The 22028-nt window shown below is 59.6% G+C and carries 19 protein-coding genes; 7 read left to right on the top strand and 12 right to left on the bottom strand.

The features are described from left to right. Window positions 1-217: 217 nt before the first annotated feature. From lpxD to rpsB, 11 genes are all read right to left on the bottom strand, one after another. The gene (lpxD, locus tag FKG94_RS02085; protein ID WP_342779057.1) at window positions 218-1423 is read right to left on the bottom strand and encodes a UDP-3-O-(3-hydroxymyristoyl)glucosamine N-acyltransferase; all 1206 of its coding nucleotides are present in this window, start codon (window positions 1421-1423) and stop codon (window positions 218-220) included. Window positions 1424-1434: 11 nt separating this feature from the next. Continuing rightward, window positions 1435-1938, bottom strand: coding sequence for an OmpH/Skp family outer membrane protein (locus FKG94_RS02080; RefSeq protein ID WP_142902508.1), 504 nt, complete (start codon window positions 1936-1938; stop codon window positions 1435-1437). A 140-nt stretch (window positions 1939-2078) separates the two neighbouring features. Continuing rightward, a complete protein-coding gene (gene bamA / locus FKG94_RS02075) occupies window positions 2079-4691 on the bottom strand; it encodes an outer membrane protein assembly factor BamA (RefSeq protein WP_142902507.1) in 2613 nt (870 codons plus the stop codon). Between the two features lie 88 nt (window positions 4692-4779). Beyond that, window positions 4780-6123 carry an RIP metalloprotease RseP gene (gene rseP / locus FKG94_RS02070; RefSeq protein ID WP_142902642.1) on the bottom strand — a complete coding sequence of 448 codons (1344 nt, stop codon included), beginning with the start codon at window positions 6121-6123 and terminating at the stop codon, window positions 4780-4782. 63 nt (window positions 6124-6186) lie between these two features. Beyond that, window positions 6187-7359, bottom strand: coding sequence for a 1-deoxy-D-xylulose-5-phosphate reductoisomerase (gene ispC / locus FKG94_RS02065; protein WP_142902506.1), 1173 nt, complete (start codon window positions 7357-7359; stop codon window positions 6187-6189). Between the two features lie 79 nt (window positions 7360-7438). After that, window positions 7439-8275 carry a phosphatidate cytidylyltransferase gene (locus tag FKG94_RS02060; protein ID WP_142902505.1) on the bottom strand — a complete coding sequence of 279 codons (837 nt, stop codon included), beginning with the start codon at window positions 8273-8275 and terminating at the stop codon, window positions 7439-7441. Further along, window positions 8268-8999, bottom strand: a complete 732-nt coding sequence (uppS, locus tag FKG94_RS02055; RefSeq protein ID WP_142902504.1) for a polyprenyl diphosphate synthase — start codon at window positions 8997-8999, stop codon at window positions 8268-8270. The genes FKG94_RS02060 and uppS overlap by 8 nt, the downstream gene beginning before the upstream one ends. 88 nt (window positions 9000-9087) lie before the next feature. Continuing rightward, a complete protein-coding gene (gene frr / locus FKG94_RS02050; protein ID WP_142902503.1) occupies window positions 9088-9645 on the bottom strand; it encodes a ribosome recycling factor in 558 nt (185 codons plus the stop codon). After that, window positions 9638-10396 carry a UMP kinase gene (pyrH, locus tag FKG94_RS02045; protein WP_142902502.1) on the bottom strand — a complete coding sequence of 253 codons (759 nt, stop codon included), beginning with the start codon at window positions 10394-10396 and terminating at the stop codon, window positions 9638-9640. Before pyrH ends, frr begins: the two co-directional genes overlap by 8 nt. 293 nt (window positions 10397-10689) lie before the next feature. Continuing rightward, window positions 10690-11562: a translation elongation factor Ts gene (gene tsf / locus FKG94_RS02040; protein ID WP_142902501.1), complete on the bottom strand. Its 873-nt coding sequence runs from the start codon at window positions 11560-11562 to the stop codon at window positions 10690-10692. A gap of 307 nt (window positions 11563-11869) precedes the next feature. Beyond that, window positions 11870-12619 carry a 30S ribosomal protein S2 gene (rpsB, locus tag FKG94_RS02035; RefSeq protein ID WP_142902500.1) on the bottom strand — a complete coding sequence of 250 codons (750 nt, stop codon included), beginning with the start codon at window positions 12617-12619 and terminating at the stop codon, window positions 11870-11872. Window positions 12620-13027: 408 nt separating this feature from the next. Between rpsB and map the strand changes: the two genes are divergently transcribed. The 4 genes from map (at window position 13028) to nth (ending at window position 18515) form a co-directional block, all read left to right on the top strand. After that, the gene (gene map / locus FKG94_RS02030; RefSeq protein WP_142902499.1) at window positions 13028-13798 is read left to right on the top strand and encodes a type I methionyl aminopeptidase; all 771 of its coding nucleotides are present in this window, start codon (window positions 13028-13030) and stop codon (window positions 13796-13798) included. A gap of 102 nt (window positions 13799-13900) precedes the next feature. Next, complete coding sequence (locus FKG94_RS02025) at window positions 13901-16579, top strand: [protein-PII] uridylyltransferase (RefSeq protein WP_142902498.1); 2679 nt, start codon at window positions 13901-13903, stop codon at window positions 16577-16579. 12 nt (window positions 16580-16591) lie between these two features. Next, entirely contained in the window at window positions 16592-17788 is a 1197-nt protein-coding gene (gene dapC, locus FKG94_RS02020; RefSeq protein ID WP_142902497.1) for a succinyldiaminopimelate transaminase, read from the top strand. 58 nt (window positions 17789-17846) lie between these two features. Next, complete coding sequence (gene nth, locus FKG94_RS02015; RefSeq protein ID WP_142902496.1) at window positions 17847-18515, top strand: endonuclease III; 669 nt, start codon at window positions 17847-17849, stop codon at window positions 18513-18515. Window positions 18516-18939: 424 nt separating this feature from the next. On the opposite strand, the gene FKG94_RS02010 is transcribed toward nth, so the two are convergent. Next, window positions 18940-19425 (bottom strand): winged helix-turn-helix transcriptional regulator, encoded by a 486-nt coding sequence (locus FKG94_RS02010; RefSeq protein WP_142902495.1) that lies wholly within the window; start codon window positions 19423-19425, stop codon window positions 18940-18942. 65 nt (window positions 19426-19490) lie between these two features. On the opposite strand from FKG94_RS02010, the gene FKG94_RS02005 reads away from it, so the two are divergent. From FKG94_RS02005 to dapD, 3 genes are all read left to right on the top strand, one after another. Beyond that, complete coding sequence (locus tag FKG94_RS02005) at window positions 19491-20318, top strand: nuclear transport factor 2 family protein (protein ID WP_142902494.1); 828 nt, start codon at window positions 19491-19493, stop codon at window positions 20316-20318. Between the two features lie 93 nt (window positions 20319-20411). Beyond that, window positions 20412-20759 (top strand): ArsC family reductase, encoded by a 348-nt coding sequence (locus FKG94_RS02000; RefSeq protein ID WP_142902493.1) that lies wholly within the window; start codon window positions 20412-20414, stop codon window positions 20757-20759. Between the two features lie 27 nt (window positions 20760-20786). Next, window positions 20787-21821, top strand: a complete 1035-nt coding sequence (dapD, locus tag FKG94_RS01995; RefSeq protein WP_142902492.1) for a 2,3,4,5-tetrahydropyridine-2,6-dicarboxylate N-succinyltransferase — start codon at window positions 20787-20789, stop codon at window positions 21819-21821. Window positions 21822-22028 lie beyond the last annotated feature (207 nt).

Below are 22028 nucleotides of genomic sequence, written 5' to 3'. Positions count from 1 at the left end.
CCCTAAAAACCCAGCCTGGCTCTCATTGTAAAAATGTCTTCGTAGTTATGTATTCGCAACTGTGTTGACTCACGTTGTTTAACTACTGTATTCAATTGTGCTCAATAACCACATAACCCGCCTGCGCCGCCTTCTTCCAAACAGCCGATATCATTGTGGCAACGATTTTTTTGGCGGGTCAACCCCGCCCGGAAACCGGTGGGTTAAACGCCGGGGACTACTGTTGTTCAAGTCGCTTCAGTCGCGTTGCGATCTTTTCCAACTGGCCAAAGCGAACCGCATTTCTGCGCCACTCCCGGGTAGCCGCCAGAGGCGTACCGGAAGAATAGGACCCCGGCTCTCTGATCGACTTGGTGACCAGCGTCATGGCGGTGATGTGGACATTGTCCGCAATGTACAAATGTCCAATTATGCCCGCCGCGCCGGCAATGGTGCAGTTTGCCCCAATTGTTGTGCTCCCCGCAATGCCGACACAGCCAGCAACAGCGGTATTTTCGCCAATTCGTACATTGTGGGCGATATGCACCTGGTTATCCAGCTTAACACCCCGGCTGATAACCGTATTGTCGAGTGCGCCACGGTCGATGGTGGTATTGGCTCCAATCTCGACGTCAGCGCCAACCTCGACACCGCCGAGTTGGTGGATTTTAACCCATCCCGGCATCTCCGGCCCAGCGGGCACAATACCGAAACCATCGGAACCTATCACAGCACCGCTGTGGATTATGCAGCCGTTTCCGAGGCTGACACCATGATAGATGGAGACACCGGCATAGAGCCGCGTGCCGGCACCGATCACGGAGTCCTCACCGATATAACAGCCGGCACCGATCTGGACATTCGCGCCTATCTCGACGTTGTCCTCCACCACCGCCTGAGCGCCGATGCAAGCGCTGGCATCAACGCTGGCACCGGCGGCGACCTGGGCACTCGGATGGATACCGGTCGCTACAGCCGGCGCACAGTCAAACAGTGCCGAGACCCGGGCATAGCCGAGATAGGGATTGTCCAGCAGCAGGCGGTTGCCGGGAAATTCGTCAGCCACATCGGCACGCAGGATAACAGCGCCGGCCCGGGACTGGGAAAGATACTTGCGATAGACGGGATTCGCCAGAAACGACAGTTGTCGGCTCTGTGCACTTTGCAGGGTGGCCAAGCCGGCAATCGGGTAGTCGCCGTCACCGAGCAAAGTGGCATCCAGGTATTGAGCCAGGTCGTCAAGGCGGTAGGCGGCGATACCGTCGCCGCCGATAACCCTGTCGGGTTTGACTTTATTCGGCCAGGCTTCATCCAACTTGGCTGCATCGGACTGAGCTTTACCCGATTCAGCTTTACCCGATTCAGCTTTACCCGATTCCACTTTACCCGATGCAACTTTGCCGGTCTCCGTCCCGTCCGGCTTATCCTCGTTTGGCGTAACCACAAAAACCTGGCTTATTTGGCTTTGTTCAACTTGTCAGTGATCTTATCGGTAATATCGAGAGCCGGCTCGACATAGACTGCGGCGCGCTTGTGCAACAACAGGCCAATACCCTCGGAGGCGACAAGCTGGTTGACTGCGGTCTGCACCTTCGGCGCCAACTCCCGCTGAATCTGTCCGAGCGCCGCATTTTCTTCGGCTTTGAGCTTTTTAACGAGAAGCTGTAAGTCGGCTGCCTTGTACTCTTCCTGTTTGCGATGCTCGGCCGCCTGATCCTGAGACCAGGTCATGCCATTGGTTTCCTTCTCTTTCTGCATGTTCTGCAAATCCGACTGCAAGCCCTCGAACTTGGCTCGCATACTGGCGATCTCCGGCTTTTTCGTATACTCGTCTATGCGCTTCTTAGCCAGATCGGTGTTGAACATGGCAGCTTGCGCATCGAACACGGCGACCTTTCCCTCCGCAACAGCAAAATTGCCGGCCAGTAACGCCACCAGCACCAAAATCATTTTCGTCATACGCACGTTGTGTTCTCCGTTCAATGTTATTGTAAAGCAACTCTATTGAGTGAGTGTGTTAAGCGGCTCTATCAACTAACGGTCATTAAGCCACTATATTGAGGTCTTGAAAAAATAACCCTCGACGGGTTCAGGTTGTCCTAAAAATTTGTCCCCAGGGAAAAGTCAAACACCTTGGTTTCATCAAACTCGTTCTCCCTGATGGGCTTGGACAGGCTGAATGTCATGGGCCCGAAGCCGGTAATCCAACTGACACCGATACCCACTGAAGCGCTCAACTTGTTTAAATCGACATCAAAACAATTTAGTTGGTTGGGGCCGCAATTGGTATCGAATACATTACCGGCATCGAGGAAAAATGCCGATTGCAGCGAGCGCTGGTCTTTGATGAACGGCAGCGGGAACAGGATTTCAGCGCCGGCTTCCACCAGCACATTGCCACCGAAGGGATCGTCATCGTCGCCAAAGGTCCCGGTGCCGATCTTGCCGTTGGTGTTGATCAGGTAAGCCGCATCCGTGGGAATCAGGCGCTCACTTTCATCGGCGGTCAGCACCGAGGCCACCGGCTGGTCATAGCGTATCGCCGGGCTGCTGAGCGGCCCCAGGGTATTGCGTTCGAAGCCGCGCACCGAGCCGAAGCCACCGGCGTAAAAGTGTTCGAAAAACGGCAGCTCCGAGGTGGCGCCATAGGAGTCGGCCCAGCCCAGCCGCGTGCGCAGGCGCAGCGTCAGGTTGCGCGTCAGCGGTTGAAAATACTGGGCGTTATAGATGAGCTTGTAGTACTCCAGGTCGCCGCCCGGCAGAGCAACTTCCAACGACAGGCGTTGCGAGGCTCCCCGCGTTGCCATGCGCCCGCGGTTCAGGGTCGACTGGACCCAGGACAAGGTGAAGGAATAGCTGTTGAAGTTATCGCCGTTTTCATCGATAAAACCGTCTGACGTTTCCGTCAGTACGCTCTCCGGCAGCTCCGAGACCAACTGCCGCACATCGGAGAGATCGCACTCCTGGGCCGCGCCGTTGTCGTCAAAACAGCGATCCCGGTATTCCTCCTCCAACACCGCAAACTCCACCCGCGGGTCCAACCGCGGCGAGCCGATGATTTCCTGCACCGCAAAGTCGCCGGTTTTAATGGAAATATTGTTGTAACCAAAACTGAAACCCAGCCGCTCGATATCGGAAATCGGATAGCCAAAATTAACACTGGCCCCGTAAGAGTCGGTGGTAAACGTACTGAGGTTAAACTCGGAAAAGTCACGCTCGCGGAAAAACACGCTAAAACCGCGGCTCACACCATCGGGTGTAAAATAGGGATCGGTGTAGTTGAAACTGTAAACCGTCTGGAAGCGGCTGTTACTGATAGAGAAACCCACCTGCTTGCCGCTGCCGAACCAGTTGTCCTGGGTGACGTTGGCACCGAGCACCAGGCCGGAACCGTCTGCATAGCCGAGACTGGCACCGATGCTGCCCGAGGGCTGCTCTTCGACCGTATATTCCACATCCACCTGGTCGGAAGTGCCCGGCACCTCCACCGTGTCCACCGTCACTTCCTTGAAAAAGCCCAGGCGTTCCAGTCGCACCTTTGAATGTTCTATCCGCGAGGACGACGCCGAGGCGCCCTCCATCTGGCGCATTTCCCGGCGCAGCACATTGTCGGCGGTGCGGGTGTTGCCGCGAAATTCGATCCGGCGCACATAAGCACGTTTACCCGGATCGATAAAAAAGGTCACTTTTACCGTGTTGTCTTCCTCGTTCAGCTCCGGTATGCCGCGCACCTCCGCAAAGGTGTAGCCTTCGTTGCCGAGGCGCTTGGTAATATAGTCAGAGGTCGTGGTCATCAACACCTGGGAAAACGTCTGCCCCTCACGCATCAACACCAGCAGCCGAATCTGGTCTTCACCTACCACCGGATCGCCGGCCAGGTCGACTTCGCTGACCTTGAACACATCACCTTCGCTAACGTTGACGGTGATATACACCGATTCTTTATCCGGACTCAGTGATACCTGGGTGGAGTCGATACTGAACTTCAGGTAACCGCGGTCCAGGTAATAGGACTCGAGCCGCTCCAGATCACCAGACAGCTTTTCGCGGGCATACTTGTCATTGCCGTTCAACCACGAGAGCATACCGGTGGATTTGAGTTCAAACAGGTCCTGCAGCTCTTCATCATCAAACGCCGAATTGCCGACGATATTGATGTGCTTGATCGCCGCCACCTCGCCTTCGTCGACTTCAATATTGAGCTTTACCTGGTTGCGCGGCAGGTCCTCCACGGTAGTTTCCACCGAGGCGCCGTAGCGCCCCTGCGCTACATATTGACGCTGCAACTCCTGGGTCAGGCCCTGCAGGGTGGCGCGTTTGAAAATCTGCCCCTCCGACAGGCCATTGTCGTTAAGCCCTTTCATCAGGTCTTCGGTTTTGATGGCCTTGTTGCCGTCAATACTGATAGCGCTGATGGCGGGGCGCTCTTTCACCTGAATAATCAGCACACCACCCTCGCGGGCGATTTGAATATCGGCAAAATAACCGGACTTGAACAGCGCCCGGGTGGCCTGCTGAATCGAGATGCTGTCGAGGGTATCGCCAATCTGCACCGGCAGCGAGGCGAACACGGTGCCCGCCGAAACCCGTTGCAGCCCTTCGACGCGAATATCCTGAACCCGAAACGCCTGCGCCTGCACCAGTAACGGCACCAGCCACAGCGCCAGCAACGGCAGTCGGCAAGCAAATAGAGATAACCCGAAACACTTCATAATTAGACTGTTCTAATCCTACCTGAGATTATAAATTGGTGTTGCCCACTACATTTATTGTTGTGTCGCGCTACAGCGGCCGCCCGGCCTACCCGAGTCGCATGATGTCATTGTAAAACGCCAGCACCATTACCCCGACAATCACGCACAGGCCGAGTTGGTAGCCAATCATCTGCACACGCTCGGAAACCGGGCTGCCCTTAACGGCTTCAACCAGGTAATACAGCAGATGTCCGCCGTCCAACACCGGGATCGGCAACAGGTTAAACACTCCCAGGCTGACGCTGAGCAGGCCTAAAAAGCCCAGATAATAGACCCAGCCGGCTTTGGCAGAAGCGCCCGCCACTTTAGCAATGGTAATAGGACCACTCAAGTTTTTCGTGGATATTTGCCCGAGAATCAGTTTCTTCACCGACGCCAGTACGAAAACACTGGTTTCCCAGGTCTTGTCGACAGCCTGGGTAAAGGCACCGGCAATGGTGTACTCGGTCTCGCGCAGCAACTCCTCGGGCCAGCGAAAACCCACACCGACCCGGCCGAAGGCCTCGCCGTCGGCACCCTCGGCGGCGGCGGGGGTAATAGCCAACGCCAGCTGCCGGCCGCTGCGTTCAACTATCAGGTCGATAGTCTGCTCCGGGTGCGCCCGCACATAGGTCACCCAGTCCGACCAGGTATTCATGGTTTTACCATCTGCACTCACGATGCGGTCGAGCGGCTGTAAACCGGCGCGGGCGGCCGGACTGTCGGACTCCACCGTATCGATCACCACCGGCGGTCGCTGCAAGGTCAGGCCGATACCCGCCATCGGGTCCGGTTCTTCGGCGCCTCTCAGCCACTGTTCCAGGATGACCTCGGATTCATAATTAAGATTGGAATCGGGGTATTTAACGGTAAATTTCAGGCTGCCGGTTTCGCCCAGGCGCTGCAGCAATTGGCGGTTAAGGGCGGTCCAGGTAGGGGTCGGCATGCCGTCCACCGCGAGGATCTCCTGCCCCGGCTCCAGTCCCGCCTGCTCGGCGAGACTGCCGGTCTCGACCGCACCCACGATCGGTATCACATCGGTGGAACCGGGCAGCAGTTGCCCCCAAAACAGCACTATCGCCAACAGGAAATTGGCTATCGGCCCGGCCGCCACTATGGCGATGCGCTGCCACACCGACTTGCGGGTGAACGCTTGGTCGAGATCCTCCGGCGCCACCTCGCCCTCGCGCTCGTCGAGCATTTTGACGTAGCCGCCGAGGGGGATCGCCGCCAGCACGAATTCCGTGTCGCGGCGGTCGCGCCAAGTCAACAGGGGTTTGCCGAAACCGACGGAAAAACGCAACACGCGCACACCGCATCGCCGGGCGACATAGTAGTGGCCAAATTCATGGAACGTCACCAGAACACCCAGGGCGACGATAAACCAGACGATTGTCAGCAGCCCATCCATACCACTCAATACCTCACCTTGGCGGTCCACCGGTCTGGCCGGATGGCGCCGTTAGTTGTTTTATCAATATGTTTCAACCACTCGAAGGGCCGCCTCGCGCGCTTGTCGATCCGCGTCTTGGACCACATTCAGGTCGCGAGGTTCAGCGGTGGGCACCTGCTCCAAAACGGCTTCGATGACCGTGGCGATCCTTACAAACGGCAGGCGCCCGCGCAGAAACGCCGCCACCGCCACCTCGTTGGCGGCGTTGAGCAGGGCCGGCGCCGTGCCGCCCGCCGCCGCCGCGGCCATTGCCAGCCCCAGGCAGGGGAAGCGCTGCATATCCGGCGCCTCGAAATCGAGCCGGGCCTGGGCAATCAGGTCCAGTCCGGCGACACCCGCCGCCATCCGCTCCGGCCAGGCCAGCGCATGGGCAATCGGGGTGCGCATATCCGGATTGCCGAGTTGGGCCAGTACCGAACCGTCGACATACTCTACCATGGAATGGATAACACTTTGCGGGTGCACGACGACTTGTATCTGCCGGGGATGCGCGGCAAACAGGCGGCAGGCCTCTATAAACTCCAGCCCCTTGTTCATCATGGTGGCGGAATCCACCGAAATCTTGCGCCCCATGGACCAGTTGGGGTGGGCACAGGCCTGGTCGGGGGTTACCCGCGCCAGGGCCTCCAGGGCAATAGTGCGAAAGGGTCCGCCCGAGCCGGTCAACAGTATGCGCTCGACGCCGGCCCGCTCGAGACCGTCGAACGGCCGCGGCAAACACTGAAAAATGGCGTTGTGCTCGCTGTCGATCGGCAGCAGGGTGGCGCCACTTTCCGCTACCGCCTGCATAAACAGGTCACCGGCCATTACCAGTGCCTCCTTATTGGCCAGCATCACCTTCTTGCCGGCCGCGACCGCGGCCAGGGTCGGCTGCAGGCCGGCGGCACCGACAATGGCCGCCATCACCGCATCCACCTCGGCGGCGGCGGCCACCCGGGCCAGGTTGTCCTCACCCCAGAGTACTTCAGTGGCGGCGCCGGCGGCGCCCAGTTGCTCAGCGAGCCGGGCGGCCGCCGTGGCGTCCCGGAGCACAGCGTAGCGAGGTCGGTGCGCCAGGCACTGGCGGGCCAGCAGCTCGTGCTGGCGATTGGCGGTCAGAGCAAAGACACTAAAGCGCTGGGGATGGCGGGCCAGCACATCGAGCGTGCTGGCGCCAACGGAGCCGGTTGAGCCGAGGATGGTCACCGCCTGCATTACTGCCGCCCCTGCAATAGCTGCCGTCTCTGCATCACCGTCGCTACCCTTGTCACCGCCGCGTTTGTCAGGACTGCCATCAGAGTCGCCAACCCGACAGCATCAGGCCCAGGGCGAACACCGGTGCCGCGGCGGTCAGGCTGTCGACCCGATCCATCAGGCCGCCATGCCCCGGCAGGATATGACTGGAGTCCTTCAGACCGCGGTGGCGCTTTATCATGCTTTCGAGCAAGTCACCCAGGACGGAGGCGAGACTGGTGGGAATCACCAGCGCCAGCGGTACCCACCATTGTGCCCCACCCGTGATGGCGCCAATCACCAGTGCCAGCACCGTGGCAGCACCCAGACCACCCCAAAAACCCTCCCAGGATTTGCCCGGACTGACCGCCGGTGCCAGTTTGTGCTTGCCAAATGCCTTGCCGGAAAAATAGGCACCCACGTCGGCACTGACCACTATGGCCACCACCATCAAAATCAGCCAGGCGCCCTGAGGTTGAATACGAATATAGACACAGGCGACACCGGTGGGTACCAGCACCAGCAGCCCGATCAACCCCCGCAGCCAGCGGTTGCCCCACAGCACCGCGCTCTGCGGGTAGCTCTGCACCCAGAGCAAGGCCAAGGCCCACCAGATACAGCTCGCCACCAGGATGCCGCGCACCGCCGCCTCGTCGAACATCCAGGCACCGCTGAAACCGGTGAAATAAATGGCCGAGCCAAACAGCGTCACCACTACCGCCTGGTAGGCCAGGCGCTGGGGCACGCGACTGAAACCGGCCAGGTTGGCCCACTCCCAGGCAGCCATCAGCACCGCGAGTATGATAAACAGCGAAAACAATCCCACCGGCAGGTAAAACAGCACCGCCAGAAAGACCAGCGCCAGCAGTATTGCCGTCACCAGGCGTTCCTTAAGCATTGGCGACGCCCTCTATCTGCTCGCCCGACAACCCAAAGCGCCGCTGGCGGCAGCGAAAGTCCGCAATCGCCGCCTCCAGCGCGGCGGCATCGAAATCCGGCCAGTAGAGATCGCTGAAATACAGCTCGGTGTAGGCGCTTTGCCAGAGCAGGAAGTTGCTGATACGCAGCTCGCCGCCGGTACGGATCAACAGGTCCGGGGCGGGCAAATCGGCCAGGGCGATGTGCGCCTGCAAGGTATCCTCGTTGATATCGCCCGGCTCCAGGGCACCGGCCCGCACCTGCTCGGCCAGGCGCCTGGCGGCGTTGGCAATATCCCACTGGCCGCCGTAGTCGGCCGCAATCACCAGGTGGCGATCACCGTCGGCGGCGGTATCCTCAGCCTCCCGAATCGCCCGCTGGATGCGCTCGCTGAAGCGGGCGCGATTACCGATCACCCGCAGGCGCACCCCCTCTTTCCTGAGCCGCTTGGACTCGCGTTTGAGATAGGTGAGAAACAGGGCCATCAGCGCCTCCACTTCCCGCGGCGGGCGCTGCCAGTTTTCGCTGCTGAAGGCAAACAGTGTCAATACTTCAACCTCGTGCTCGCGACAACAGCGCATCACGTCGCGAATACGCTCGACCCCGGCCTTGTGACCCGAAGGCCCCGGCACCCCCTTTTGCTTGGCCCAACGGTTGTTGCCATCCATAATAATGGCAATATGGCGAATGGGTTGGGCACTCACTGACTGATACTCCGACAAAACATATTCACTACACCGGCGTGCTACACCGGCGCGGTCGCCGAGGATTCGGCAACCACGCGCTGGACCCTTAGATTTCCATCAGGTCAGCTTCCTTCACCGCCAGCGCCTTATCGACTTCAGCGACAAACTTATCGGTGATTTTCTGGATATCGTCCTCGGCGCGGCGCTCGTCGTCTTCACCGATCTCTTTTTCTTTTAACAGATCTTTAATGTGGGCAATGGCATCGCGACGCACACTGCGGATGGAGACGCGGGCGCCTTCCGCCTCGGCGCGCGCCTGTTTGATAAAGCCCTTGCGCGTCTCCTCGGTCAGCGGTGGCATGGGTATGCGAATCAACTCGCCGGTGGTGGCCGGATTCAGGCCGAGATCGGACTTCATAATCGCCTTCTCGATTTCCGGCACCATCTGCTTTTCCCAGGGGCTCAAGGACAGTGTGCGCGCGTCCAGCACGGAAATATTCGCCACCTGATTCAGCGGCGTATCGCTGCCGTAATAGTTGACGGTAATGCCGTCGAGAATACTCGGATGGGCCCGCCCGGTGCGGATTTTATTAAAGTTATTGCCCAGCGCCTCGACGCTTTTCTGCATGCGCTCTTCGGCGTCTTGTTTGATTTCGTTAATCATGGCTCGCGTCCTCTGTGGTGGCAGGGCCCTCTTCGATCAGTGTGCCCTCGTCACCGCCGACAACAATATTCAACAGCGCGCCGGCTTTGTCCATGCGAAACACCCGTACCGGCATGTCGTGTTCACGGCACAGGCAGATGGCTGTGAGGTCCATCACACCGAGCTTCTTATCCAGCACTGCATCGTAGGTCAGGCGGTCGTATTTGGTTGCGGTTGTGTCCTTCATCGGATCGGCCGAGTATACACCGTCGACCTTGGTGGCTTTCAGTACCAATTCGGCGTCTACTTCGATACCGCGCAAACAGGCGGCGGAGTCAGTGGTAAAGAAAGGGTTGCCGGTACCGGCGGAAAACACCACTACTTCGCCGCCGTCGAGAAAACGGATGGCGCGGCGGCGGTCATAGTGTTCAACAATGCCGCTCATGGGAATCGCCGACATCACACGTGAGGAGATATTACAACGCTCGAGCGCATCGCGCATGGCCAGGGCATTCATCACTGTCGCCAGCATGCCCATATGGTCACCGGTCACGCGGTCGAGGCCGGCCGCGCTCAGGGCGGCGCCCCGAAACAGATTGCCACCGCCGATCACCAACCCCACCTGCACGCCGATACCGACCAGTTGGCCGATCTCCAGCGCCATTTTATCCAGCACCTTGGGGTCGATGCCGAAGCCCTCTTCCCCCATCAGCTCTTCGCCACTGAGCTTGAGCAGTATCCGCTTGTACTTCTTGTCCCGCGTGGTTGGCATGTAGAGGTCTCCCCAGTGGCGCCGGCTGCAAATCCGCAGCAGTTTAACAGTAAAAAGGCGGGAGATGCAGTCCCGCCTTTTTACCCGGGTTGACAGCGAGTGGGCCTCACCCCGGGTTGTCAGTTCGCAGCCTGCAGCCGCGCGCCTTATCGAGCGGCGTTCAGATCTGGGGTCGGTGCGACGCCAGCGGTTTCAGATGCCATCCGGCGCCCGCTTTGTGGTTCGTTATCGGCTTCGCGGTAACTTGGCTGTTGTACCTAAGAATGTACCTGAGCTGTGGTTTAGCCGTAACCTTACTTCGACGCGTTGACCTGAGCCGCCACCTCAGCAGCAAAATCGACCTCTGCCACCTCAATGCCCTCACCGACCTCGTAGCGGACAAAGTCCTCCACCTCGGCGTCGGCTTGCTTGGCCAGGCCGCCGACGGTCACATCCGGGTCCTTCACAAACGGCTGCTCGGTCAGGCTGTTTTCCTTCAGGAACTTCTTGATCCGCCCCCCCATCATCTTCTCGACGATCTCCGCCGGCTTACCTTCCATATCCGGCTGCGCCTTGATGATTTCCTTTTCCTTGTTCAGCACGTCCTCGGGCATCTGTTCGGGCTTGACCACCTGCGGGTTGACTGCGGCCACATGCATGGCGATATCCCGGGCCAGTTCGGCGTTGCCGCCGCGCAGCCGGGTCAGCACGGCAATGCGGTTGTTGGAATGCACATAGGCCCCGACCACGCCGTCGCTCGCCTCGACCAGCGTCAGGCGGCGCACGTTGATGTTTTCACCGATCTTCTGCACCAGCGCCTGGCGGACTTCCTCCAGGCCGTCGGCCATCAGCGCCGCCACGTCGGTCTGCTTGTCGGCAAAGGCCTTATCGACCACCTTGCCGACAAAACCCAGGAAGTTTTCGTCGCGGGCCACAAAGTCGGTTTCGCTGTTGACCTCGGCCACCAGCCCGTAGCTGCCGTCGGCCGCCACCTTGGCCGCCACCACGCCATCGGCGGCAGTACGATCGGCTTTCTTCGCCGCCTTCAGGCCGCTGGCCTTGCGCAGGTTTTCAATGGCCAGTTCAATATCGCCATCGGCTTCGACCAGGGCTTTTTTACACTCCATCATCGCGAGGCTGGTGCGCTCGCGCAGTTCTTTCACCATTGCTGCTGTAATAGCTGCCATTAGCTTATCCTCATTTAATCGCTTCAGCGCCGCGGCTGAAAAGTTCAATGTCCGGCCCCGGGCTCTCTCTGTAGAACTGGTTTAAGAATATCGCGGGTAGGTCTGCCGCTGGGTGGGGCTTTCAGAAACTCTCGGCAGCAGGGATGCTGCCGGGAAGTCCCCAGGGAGGGGTCTACGGCGTGTTTCTGAAAGCCCCACCCAGCGGCAGACCGATCAACTGGCACATTTTTGCTTAAGTAAGTACCATCAGGGTAAGCCCCTTCCTCGCACTCAACATGTTATCGACACGTCAGGTGGCGGGCAGCGCCTATTCGGCCGCCGCTTCGTCGTCCTGAATCTCGACAAACTCGTCTTTGCTCGGTGTCGCAGATTGCGCATTGGCCGCGCCTTCGATACAGGCGTCCGCGACCGCGGTCACATACAGCTTGATGGCCCGGATAGCGTCGTCGTTGCCGGGGATAATATAGTCGACGCCGACCGGATCACTGTTGGTGTCCACCACGCCAATCACCGGTATACCCAGCTTGTTGGCTTCCTGAATGGCGATACGCTCATGTTCCACGTCCACAATAAACAGCGCATCGGGCAGACCACCCATATCCTTGATACCGCCGATGGAGCGCTCCAGCTTTTCCATGGTGCGGGTGCGCATCAGGGCTTCTTTCTTGGTCAATTTATCGAAAGTGCCGTCGCGGCTCTGGGCCTCGAGCTCCCGGTAGCGGCGGATGGAGGCGCGGATGGTCTTGTAATTGGTCAGCATACCGCCCAGCCAGCGATGGCTGACATAGGGCTGACCGGCGCGCTCGGCCTGCTCCCTGATGGTTTTTTGAGCGGCGCGCTTGGTGCCGACAAACAGCACCTTCTTCTTCTGCGACGCCATCTTCACCACCACACTCAACGCATCGTTGAACGCGGGTACCGTGTGCTCGAGGTTGATAATGTGAATCTTGTTGCGGGCGCCAAAGATGAATTGCCCCATCTTCGGGTTCCAGTAGCGGGTCTGGTGGCCAAAGTGCACACCAGCCTGCAGCATATCGCGCATGCTTACAGTAGGCATAATTGTTCCTTGTTCCGGGTTAAGCCTCCATATACCCCATTGACCAACCCGTGCGGCGACCGTCGAAGCGGCCGGCCCAACCCGGGCACCCAGGCAAATGTGCCGGTATATGTGTGACGTTTGTGTGTTTGTATATAGTATCTGTCCGGCAAGCCGGCTATTTACGCGCTCAACAGCTGTTTGACGGCTGTGTCGGTAGACAGCAAGGCGCTGACCGGACAGTAGTTACGCCGGCCCTGGATGCTAATAGCCAGGCGCGGCGCTTTATACCATAATCGAGCGTGCGTCTTCAACCGCATTTCATCGGCTTTGCCAGCCCGAAAAGCTGCCGCCGGGCCGCTGCTTGGTTTACAATGCGCGCTCTCAACCCATCGCCCGCTGTAACGGGCCCGCGATACCCAGAATTTTATGACAGTAACCATCAAAACCCCGGCCGATATCGAAAAAATGCGTGTTGCCGGCCGCATGGCGGCCGAAGTGCTGGAGCTGATCGGCGACCACGTGCGCCCGGGCGTCACCACCGCCGAACTCGATCGTATCTGTCACCAGCATATTACCGAGGTACAGCACGCCATACCCGCCTGCCTGAACTACAAGGGCTTCCCCAAGTCTATCTGCACCTCTATCAACCAGGTGGTGTGCCACGGCATCCCCTCGGAGAAGAAGGTGTTGAAGGACGGCGATATCATCAATATCGATGTCACCGTTATCTACCAGGGGTATCACGGCGACACCAGCAAGATGTTTCTGGTGGGCAAGGTCGCCAGCCACGCCGAGCGGCTGGTAAAGGTCACCCAGGAATGCATGTACAAGGGCATAGAGCTGGTACGGCCCGGCGCGCGCCTGGGGGATATCGGCCACGCTATCCAGCAGCATGCGCAAAAAAACTACTATTCCGTGGTCAGGGAGTACTGCGGCCACGGGATTGGCACGGTATTTCACGAGGAGCCGCAGGTGCTCCACTACGGGAGACCCAATACCGGGATGGAGTTACAGGAGGGCATGACCTTCACCATCGAGCCCATGATCAATGCCGGCAAGGCGCAGACCAAGCTTAAACCTGACGGCTGGACCGTGGAAACACGCGATGGGCGCCTGTCGGCACAATGGGAGCACACCATGGCGGTCACCGCTGATGGCGTAGAGGTGTTGACCGCCCGCGGCGAGGAAGCCTTCTAGCCGGTATCGATGCTCCGGCCCGAACTGACAACCGTGGGGCGCGTGCGCAGGGTCGGCAACGGCCACAGACACAGCTACCCTCAAGCTCGCTTTTGAGACAAGATGCAGACACCCTATTTCGAACGCCCGCTGTTTTTTTTCGACCAGAGCCGGTTTCGCCGTGCCCTGGCCGCGGGCAATAGTATTACGGTGTTCAAAGACGCCATCAGCGCCGCCAACGCGCAGTTCAACGCCCGCTTTCGCGAGGGCGAAGACATTCGCGCCCTGGTATCGGACCGGGCGCTGTTTATCGACTGCATGCTGCACTACGCCTGGCACCAGTTCCGCTGGAACACACATATCAGCCTGCTGGCGGTGGGGGGCTACGGCCGCGGCGAACTGCACCCCCATTCCGATATCGATCTGCTGATCCTGCTCGAGGACGACGGCGACAACCCGCATCTGGAAAGTATCGAGCGACTCATTACCTTTCTCTGGGATATCGGCCTGGAGATCGGCCACAGCGTGCGCAGCCTCAACCAGTGCGTCGACATCGCAGCGACGGATATCACGGTGGCGACCAATATCATGGAGTGCCGTACCCTGGCCGGCAGCGAGCTGTTGCGGGACAAACTGCGGGAGATGACCGGCCCTCAAAATATCTGGCCCGCCAACGAATTTTTCCGCGCCAAGTGGAACGAGCAGATCGCCCGTCACGACAAGCACAATCACACCGAGTACAACCTCGAGCCCAATGTCAAGAATGCCCCCGGCGGCCTGCGCGACATCCAGATGATCGGCTGGGTGGCGAAGCGTTTTTTCGGCGTGCGCTCGCTGCGGGAGCTGGCCGGCAGGGAGTTCTTCACCGACGAGGAATTCGGCATCCTGATGGCCGGCGAAGAGTTTATCTGGCGAGTGCGCTACGGCCTGCACATGATTGCCGGTCGCGCCGAGGAACGCCTGCTGTTTCATCACCAGCGGGAACTGGCGCAGCTGTTCGGCTACCGCGATTCGGACCGGCGCCTCGCAGTCGAACAGTTTATGCACGCCTACTACCGCATTGTGCTGGCGTTGCGGGAACTCAACGACGTGCTGCTGCAATACCTGGACGAAGCGATTTTGCAGTCCCCCGACAAGCAAGCCACCACCCCCATCAATGCGCGCTTCCAACTGCGCGACGGCTATATCGAGGTCACCCACCCCGAGGTATTCCGCCAGACACCGTCGGCACTGTTGGAAATCTTCGTGATGATGGGGCGCGATCCCGACATTCAGGGCGTGCGGGCCACCACCATCCGCCTGATGCGCGCCTGCCGCAACCTAATCGACGACGCGTTTCGCCGCGACCCGACCAACAACCGCCTGTTCATGGAATTGCTGGGCTCCCCCCACGGCCTGGTAACCCAGCTCAAGCGCATGAAACGCTACGGTGTGCTCGGTCGCTACCTGCCGGAATTCGGCCAGGTGACCGGCCAGATGCAGCACGACCTGTTCCATATCTACACCGTCGACGCCCATACGCTGCTGGTGGTGAAGAACATGCGCCGCTTCCGCCACCCGGAAGCGCAGACTCTGTTTCCGATCGCCGCCCATATCATGAAGCGCCTGCCGAAGCATGAGCTGCTGTATATCGCCGGCCTCTACCACGATATCGGCAAGGGCCGCGGCGGCGACCATTCCACCCTCGGCGCCGTCGATGCCGAGGCCTTTTGCGTCCAACACGGCCTGTCGCCACGGGAGACACGACTGGTGTGCTGGCTGGTGGAGAAACACCTGCTGATGTCGGCGGTATCGCAAAAGCAGGATATCTCCGACCCCGAAGTGATCCACAATTTCGCCCTCGAAGTCGGCGACCAGAACCGCCTCGATTACCTCTACGCGCTGACCGTCGCCGACATGAACGCCACCAACCCGGATATCTGGAATACCTGGCGCGCCAGCCTTATGCGCCAGCTCTACCTGGAGACCAAGCGCGCCCTGCGCCGCGGCCTGGAACATACCGTTGACCAAAAAGAGCTGGTCGAGGAAACCCAACTGGCGGCCATCGACAAGCTCGCCGACAAGGGCCTCGACGAACAGTTGGTGCGGGACCTGTGGGGCGATATCGGCGACGACTACTTCCTCCGCGAAGGCCACCTGGATATCGCCTGGCAGGCCGAGGCCATCTGGCGCAACCGCCACCAGGACCCGCTGGTGCTGATCAAGGAAACCACCAGCCGGGAACACGAGGGCGCCACCCAGATTTTTATTCGCACCAAAGACCGGGACAATGTGTTCGCCGCCACCGCCACCGCCCTGTCGCTGCTGGGACTGAACATTCAGGACGCGCGCCTTTACAGCTCCGTTGAGGGCTACACCATCGATACGTTTTACGTCCTCAACGAAAACGACGAGCCCATTGGTGACGACAGCGCCCGGGTCGAGGAAATCAGGCAGGCGCTGCTGCACGAACTCAGCCTGGTGGATGCGTACTCCGATATCATTCGCCGCCGCACGCCGCGCCGACTCAAGCATTTTGCCATGCCCACCCGCGCCACCCTCAGCAACGAACTGCACAGCAGCTACACGGTGCTGGAAGTGATCAGTCCGGACCGGCCCGGTCTGCTGGCCCATATCGGGCGGATTTTTCTCGAGTTCGGCATCCAACTGCAAAATGCCAAGATCGCCACCCTGGGCGAGCGGGTGGAGGACGTTTTCTTTATCACCGATAAACAGGGCGCGCCCCTGAGCGATCCGTCGCTGTGTAAAGAGTTACAGGAAGAAATCTGCCGGCGATTGGACCAGCGGGTAGAGGAAGGCTGATTCAGGACCCCTATGAATTCGGATTTAGACAAACTGCAACCCTATCCTTTCGAACGACTCGCCGCTTTGAAAACCGGCATCAATCCGCCCCGCGATCGCGAGCATATCGCCCTGTCCATCGGCGAGCCCAAGCACCCGCCGCCGCCGCTGGTGTTGGAACACCTGGCCCAAAACCTCGGTCGACTGGCCAACTACCCGACCACCAAAGGACTGCCGGAGCTGCGCCAGGCGATTGCCGACTGGGCGACGCGGCGCTTTGCGCTGGGCGCCGATGGCCTCGATCCCGAGCGCCAGGTGTTGCCGGTCAGCGGCACCCGCGAGGCTCTGTTCGCCTTTGCCCAGGCGGTGGTGGATCGCGCCGGCGCGCCGCTGGTGCTCTGCCCCAACCCTTTTTACCAGATTTATGAAGGCGCTGCGTTACTGGCCGGCGCTGAACCCTATTTCCTCAACTGTACCGCCGCCACCGGTTACCTGCCCGATTTCGATCAGGTGCCGGAGGCCATTTGGCAGCGCTGCCGGCTGTTGTACCTGTGCTCACCCGGCAACCCGACCGGTGCCGTGGCCGACCTGGCCAATCTGAAAAAAGTGATTGAACTGGCCGACGCTCACGACTTTGTTATTGCCAGCGACGAGTGCTACAGCGAACTCTACTTCGACGAGGCCCGACCTCCGGCCGGACTGCTGCAGGCCTGTGCGGCGCTGGGGCGACGGGACTTTGCCCGCTGCGTGGTGTTTCACAGCCTGTCGAAGCGCTCGAACCTGCCGGGACTGCGGTCGGGCTTTGTGGCCGGCGACGCCCAGGTGCTGGAAAAGTTTTTGCTCTACCGCACCTATCACGGCTGCGCCATGCCGGTCGCCAGCCAATTGGCGAGTACGGCCGCCTGGCGCGACGAGGGGCATGTCAAAGCCAACCGCGATGCCTACCGCGAAAAGTTCGCCGCGGTGCTGGAGATTCTCGGTGACTGCCTGCCGGTCGCCCGGCCCGATGCCGGTTTTTACCTGTGGCCGCGCACCCCGATCGCCGATACCGACTTTGCCCGCGAGCTTTTTGCCAGGCAGCATATTACCGTGTTGCCCGGACGTTTTATTGCCCGCGACACGCCGGCGGGCAACCCCGGTATCGACCATGTGCGCATGGCGCTGGTGGCACCGCTGGCTCAGTGCATTGAAGCGGCCGAACGCCTGAAAGTGTTTGTTGAGCATTTATAGAGATCATCCGTAGCCACTACCGACAAAAAACCAGCCATCGCAATTATCCGTAGAGACCATGCCCACCCAAAACCTTTCAAAGCCGGAGCGCGTCGATTTTGTCCAGGCCAAACTGCAGGCGCTCTATCCCGACCCTCCGATTCCCCTCGACCACCGTGACCCGTATACGCTGCTGGTAGCGGTGTTGCTGTCGGCCCAGTGCACTGATGAGCGGGTCAATAAGGTAACGCCGGCATTATGGCAACTGGCGGACAACCCATTCGATATGGCTGGTGTGCCGGTGGAAGAGATCAAGGCGGTAATCCGTCCCTGTGGCCTGTCGCCGCAAAAGTCCAAGGCCATCGCCGGGTTATCGCAAATTCTGGTGGACGACTACGGGGGCGAAGTGCCGGCGGATATGGCTGCGCTGGAAACTCTGCCCGGTGTCGGCCACAAAACCGCCAGCGTGGTGATGTCGCAGGCGTTTGGTGAGCCGGCGTTTCCGGTGGACACGCATATTCACCGCCTGGCACAGCGCTGGGGTTTGAGCAGTGGTAAAAACGTCGCCCAGACGGAGAAAGATTTGAAGCGCCTGTTTCCGAGGGAGAAGTGGAATGCGCTGCATCTGCAGATTATTTACTACGGGCGGGAATACTGTTCGGCCCGCGGTTGTGACGGGACGGTTTGTGAAATTTGTACGACTTGTTATCCGCAGCGCAAGCGGCCGAAGAAGACAAAGAAAGCTTGAGCAGAGGTTTGGGTTTCAATAAGTCATCAGCGGTCGGAAAAAGCGTCGCCAGTGGCGACGCTTCGAGCGGCACGGTGCGGGGACATAACTTTAGCCGATCCACTCACAACGGAGTCACGCACTTATAGAGTCGACAGGCGCGGTCCACTAATCCCCATCAGCCGTTGCAAGCGGGCAATTACACCGCGAGCCTTCCCTCTTGCAAACTGCCTCAGTATCGAAAAACCTGCAACAGGCAATTGAAAGAAAAAACGATACAGAGACAGGCCGGTCGATTAACACTACTCTCTAAAGTAACTGCCATTGGGTTCCGAACCCACTAATGCTCTTTGCTCCAATCAGGTCTCGAATAATCGCAGCCCCTTGCCAAAAACGGACATCGATCAATAATCAGCAAACGACTTTGCCAAGGCGCCACAACCGGTTATTCGCCTAACGCCTCAAAAGCCGCCTGCAGTTCCTCAACGACCGTCATCCCCTTTCGTTTTCTCCGCGTACCTAAATGCTCGCAGCGCAGATCGTCCATAAATCTCGACCACATCTCGGGACCACCTTCCTCGAGGAGTTGCGCCCGGATGGAATATTGCGGTGTCGAGGGTAGCCACCGGCGCCCCCAGGCGCCGAGATGGACGAAGACCGGCACCAGCGCGATCGATTTTTCTGTCAGCGAAAAAATGGCCTTCTGCTTATGGGTCGGATCATCATGCCTGGTGAGCATGCCGGCATCGACCAGCTTCTTCAACCGATCCGCTAACAGGTTCGATGAAATCTTCTCATCGGAGCCGGACAACAGCGCCCCATAGGTGCGCCGATTGCCGAACATCACGTCCCGCAGAACGACAAGACTCCATCGGTCACCGAGCAGTTCGACAGTCAGATTAATGGGACATCCCGAACGAGGTTCAGTCATGGCGATATCGCTCTCCCCTTAAAACCACTTGCATTATCGCAGAGGTTAGGTCATTCTACGACCACTTGCAAATATGCACTGGTTTGGGAGGATGGACCATGGCTGACTTTTCGAAGATTGAGGACAAGGTTCGCGCAGTGTTCGATGCCTATACAGCGCGAGACGCAACAGCGTTTCTCAAACTGCTACACCCGGATTTCTCATTCACCAGCCCCTATGACGACGCCATTGACAAAGACGCGTTCATGGAGCGCTGCTGGCCGGGCAATCATCCGGTAATGGACCACAGGGTTGAGCACATCCATACAAAGGGCGAGGTCGCATTCGTGCTCTATGAGCTTGAGACGAAAGCGGGGGAGACCTTTCGAAATGTCGAGCGGCTCACCTTTCGCGACAGTCTGCTCCATGACGTCGAGGTCTTCTTCGGCAACCCGCCGGCCGGACATGGCCGCTGGCAGAGCGACGACATTCGCGCTGCAGCCGCGGTCCGCAAGCTGATCGAAGAGCGTTATCAGGCCATTCGCGCCAAAGATGCCGAGGCAGCCACGGCGCCTTTGGTAGAGGACGTCATTGTGTTCGACGTACTCGATCCGCTGCGCCACACGCGCATCGAAGATGTACGACGGCGCGGACAGGAATGGTTCGATGGTTTCGACGGACCCGTGAGTGTTGAATTGAACGATCTCGTTGTGTCGGCCGACGGCGATACGGCGTTCGCCTACAGTCTCAATCGGTACTCGGGCAATTTCCAAGCCGGCGGCTCGACCGATATGTGGGTGCGCCACACGTCCTGCTATCGACTCAGGGAAGAGGGTTGGCGGTTGGTGCATGAGCACCTCTCGGTGCCGTTTGATCCGCAAACCGGCAGCTGGTCTCTCAATGCGCAGCCTTAGGCACGGTGAGGCGGGCACCTTCAGCGGTGACCCCAAACCGCAATTTTGATATGCTGGCGCCCCCGCGCGCAACCGGACAGTTCAGGAGCATCTGTGGCCACCACTCTCTACGGCATTAAAAACTGCGACACCGTCAAAAAAGCGCGCCGCTGGCTCGAGCAGCAGGCTGTCGATTACAACTTTCACGATTTTCGGGCCGACGGTTTGAGCAAAGCACAAGTCGCCACCTGGGTCGACCAACTCGGCTGGGAAGCACTGGTCAACAAACGCAGCACCACCTGGAAACAACTCGGCGAAACCACCCGCAACGGGCTGAACGACAGTAACGTGGTCGCCGTTGTCCTGGCCAACCCGACCCTGATCAAACGACCACTGCTCGACCTCGACGGACACTACCACACGGGCTTTAAAGAAACCGACTATCGCCAGCTTTTTCGCTGATCGCCAACCCTCAAACAGGACAAGATGATGACCAAGCTCTACAGTCTGGGCCTCGGCGTAGGTACCAACAACAGTAAAGGCGACTGGCTGGAGGTATTCTACCCGCAGCCACTGCTCAACCCCGACGAAAATGTGAGCCGGGCGCTGGCCGATGCCCTCGACTACCGTGGCGGCAATCGGGCCATCGCCCTCGACGGCAGCAAGATGGAGCTGCTGGCCACCGCCCTGGAAAACGCCGGTAACACGCAACAGGCAGCCATCGCCCGGGCATTCCAGCACAGCCGCCGCCCACTGGTAGCCACCTTGCTGGAAACCGACGCCGCACCGGCCTCAGTCCCCGAGGGCTACCTGAAACTGCACCTGATCTCCCACCGCCTGGTAAAACCCCATGGCACCGACCTCAGCGGCCTGTTCGGGGTGCTGCCGAACGTGGCCTGGACCAGCCAGGGCGCCATCGACCTGGAGGAACTGCCCGAGCGCCAGTTGCAGGCGCGGCTACAGGGCGACGTGCTGGAGGTGGCCTGTGTCGATAAATTCCCGAAGATGACCAACTATGTAGTGCCCGCCGGGGTCCGCATCGCCCATACGGCGCGGGTGCGACTGGGCGCCTACCTGGGTGAAGGCACCACCGTTATGCACGAGGGCTTCGTCAACTTCAACGCCGGCACCGCCGGGCCCGGCATGATCGAGGGTCGTATCTCCGCCGGCGTATTTGTCGGCGCCGGCTCCGATCTCGGTGGCGGCTGCTCGACTATGGGCACCTTGTCCGGCGGTGGCGATATCGTCATATCCGTGGGCGCCGAATGTCTGCTCGGCGCCAATGCCGGGGTCGGTATTCCGCTCGGCGACCGCTGCACCGTGGAGGCCGGCCTCTATATCACCGCCGGCACCAAAGTGACCCTGTTGGATGACCGCGGCGAGGCGGTGGAACAGATCAAGGCCCGCGACCTGGCCGGCAAATCCGACTTGCTGTTCCGGCGCAATTCCACCAGCGGGGCGGTGGAATGTAAAACCAATAAATCCGCGGTTGCCCTGAACGCCGAGCTGCACGCGCATAATTAAAGACAGCTCCGCTATGACCTTCGCGGGCAATACCGATGCGCTGCGGATTGACACCGGTGTGGTCTCTAAGACATCGACCTGAACGAAGGCGTGCCAATCGATCGGCCAGCCTCTGGAAAGGGCTTTCAGAAACACGGGCTGGGCGCCCCCTCGCCCCGTCCTTAGGGACTTCACAACAGCATCCCTGCTGTTGAGCGTTTCTGAAAG

It is taken from the genome of Exilibacterium tricleocarpae (assembly GCF_007004655.1).
In the GTDB taxonomy this organism is placed as follows: Bacteria; Pseudomonadota; Gammaproteobacteria; order Pseudomonadales; family Cellvibrionaceae; genus Exilibacterium; species Exilibacterium tricleocarpae.
This window is presented reverse-complemented; position numbering and strand designations above follow the sequence as displayed.

What these genes read in the sequence shown, in the direction of transcription:
- FKG94_RS02080 (WP_142902508.1), bottom strand. Translation starts at nt 1,938, where the DNA reads ATGACGAAAATGATTTTGGTGCTGGTGGCGTTACTGGCCGGCAATTTT.
- bamA (WP_142902507.1), bottom strand. Translation starts at nt 4,691, where the DNA reads ATGAAGTGTTTCGGGTTATCTCTATTTGCTTGCCGACTGCCGTTGCTG.
- rseP (WP_142902642.1), bottom strand. Translation starts at nt 6,123, where the DNA reads ATGGATGGGCTGCTGACAATCGTCTGGTTTATCGTCGCCCTGGGTGTT.
- ispC (WP_142902506.1), bottom strand. Translation starts at nt 7,359, where the DNA reads ATGCAGGCGGTGACCATCCTCGGCTCAACCGGCTCCGTTGGCGCCAGC.
- FKG94_RS02060 (WP_142902505.1), bottom strand. Translation starts at nt 8,275, where the DNA reads ATGCTTAAGGAACGCCTGGTGACGGCAATACTGCTGGCGCTGGTCTTT.
- frr (WP_142902503.1), bottom strand. Translation starts at nt 9,645, where the DNA reads ATGATTAACGAAATCAAACAAGACGCCGAAGAGCGCATGCAGAAAAGC.
- pyrH (WP_142902502.1), bottom strand. Translation starts at nt 10,396, where the DNA reads ATGCCAACCACGCGGGACAAGAAGTACAAGCGGATACTGCTCAAGCTC.
- tsf (WP_142902501.1), bottom strand. Translation starts at nt 11,562, where the DNA reads ATGGCAGCTATTACAGCAGCAATGGTGAAAGAACTGCGCGAGCGCACC.
- rpsB (WP_142902500.1), bottom strand. Translation starts at nt 12,619, where the DNA reads ATGCCTACTGTAAGCATGCGCGATATGCTGCAGGCTGGTGTGCACTTT.
- map (WP_142902499.1), top strand. Translation starts at nt 13,028, where the DNA reads ATGACAGTAACCATCAAAACCCCGGCCGATATCGAAAAAATGCGTGTT.
- FKG94_RS02025 (WP_142902498.1), top strand. Translation starts at nt 13,901, where the DNA reads ATGCAGACACCCTATTTCGAACGCCCGCTGTTTTTTTTCGACCAGAGC.
- dapC (WP_142902497.1), top strand. Translation starts at nt 16,592, where the DNA reads ATGAATTCGGATTTAGACAAACTGCAACCCTATCCTTTCGAACGACTC.
- nth (WP_142902496.1), top strand. Translation starts at nt 17,847, where the DNA reads ATGCCCACCCAAAACCTTTCAAAGCCGGAGCGCGTCGATTTTGTCCAG.
- FKG94_RS02010 (WP_142902495.1), bottom strand. Translation starts at nt 19,425, where the DNA reads ATGACTGAACCTCGTTCGGGATGTCCCATTAATCTGACTGTCGAACTG.
- dapD (WP_142902492.1), top strand. Translation starts at nt 20,787, where the DNA reads ATGACCAAGCTCTACAGTCTGGGCCTCGGCGTAGGTACCAACAACAGT.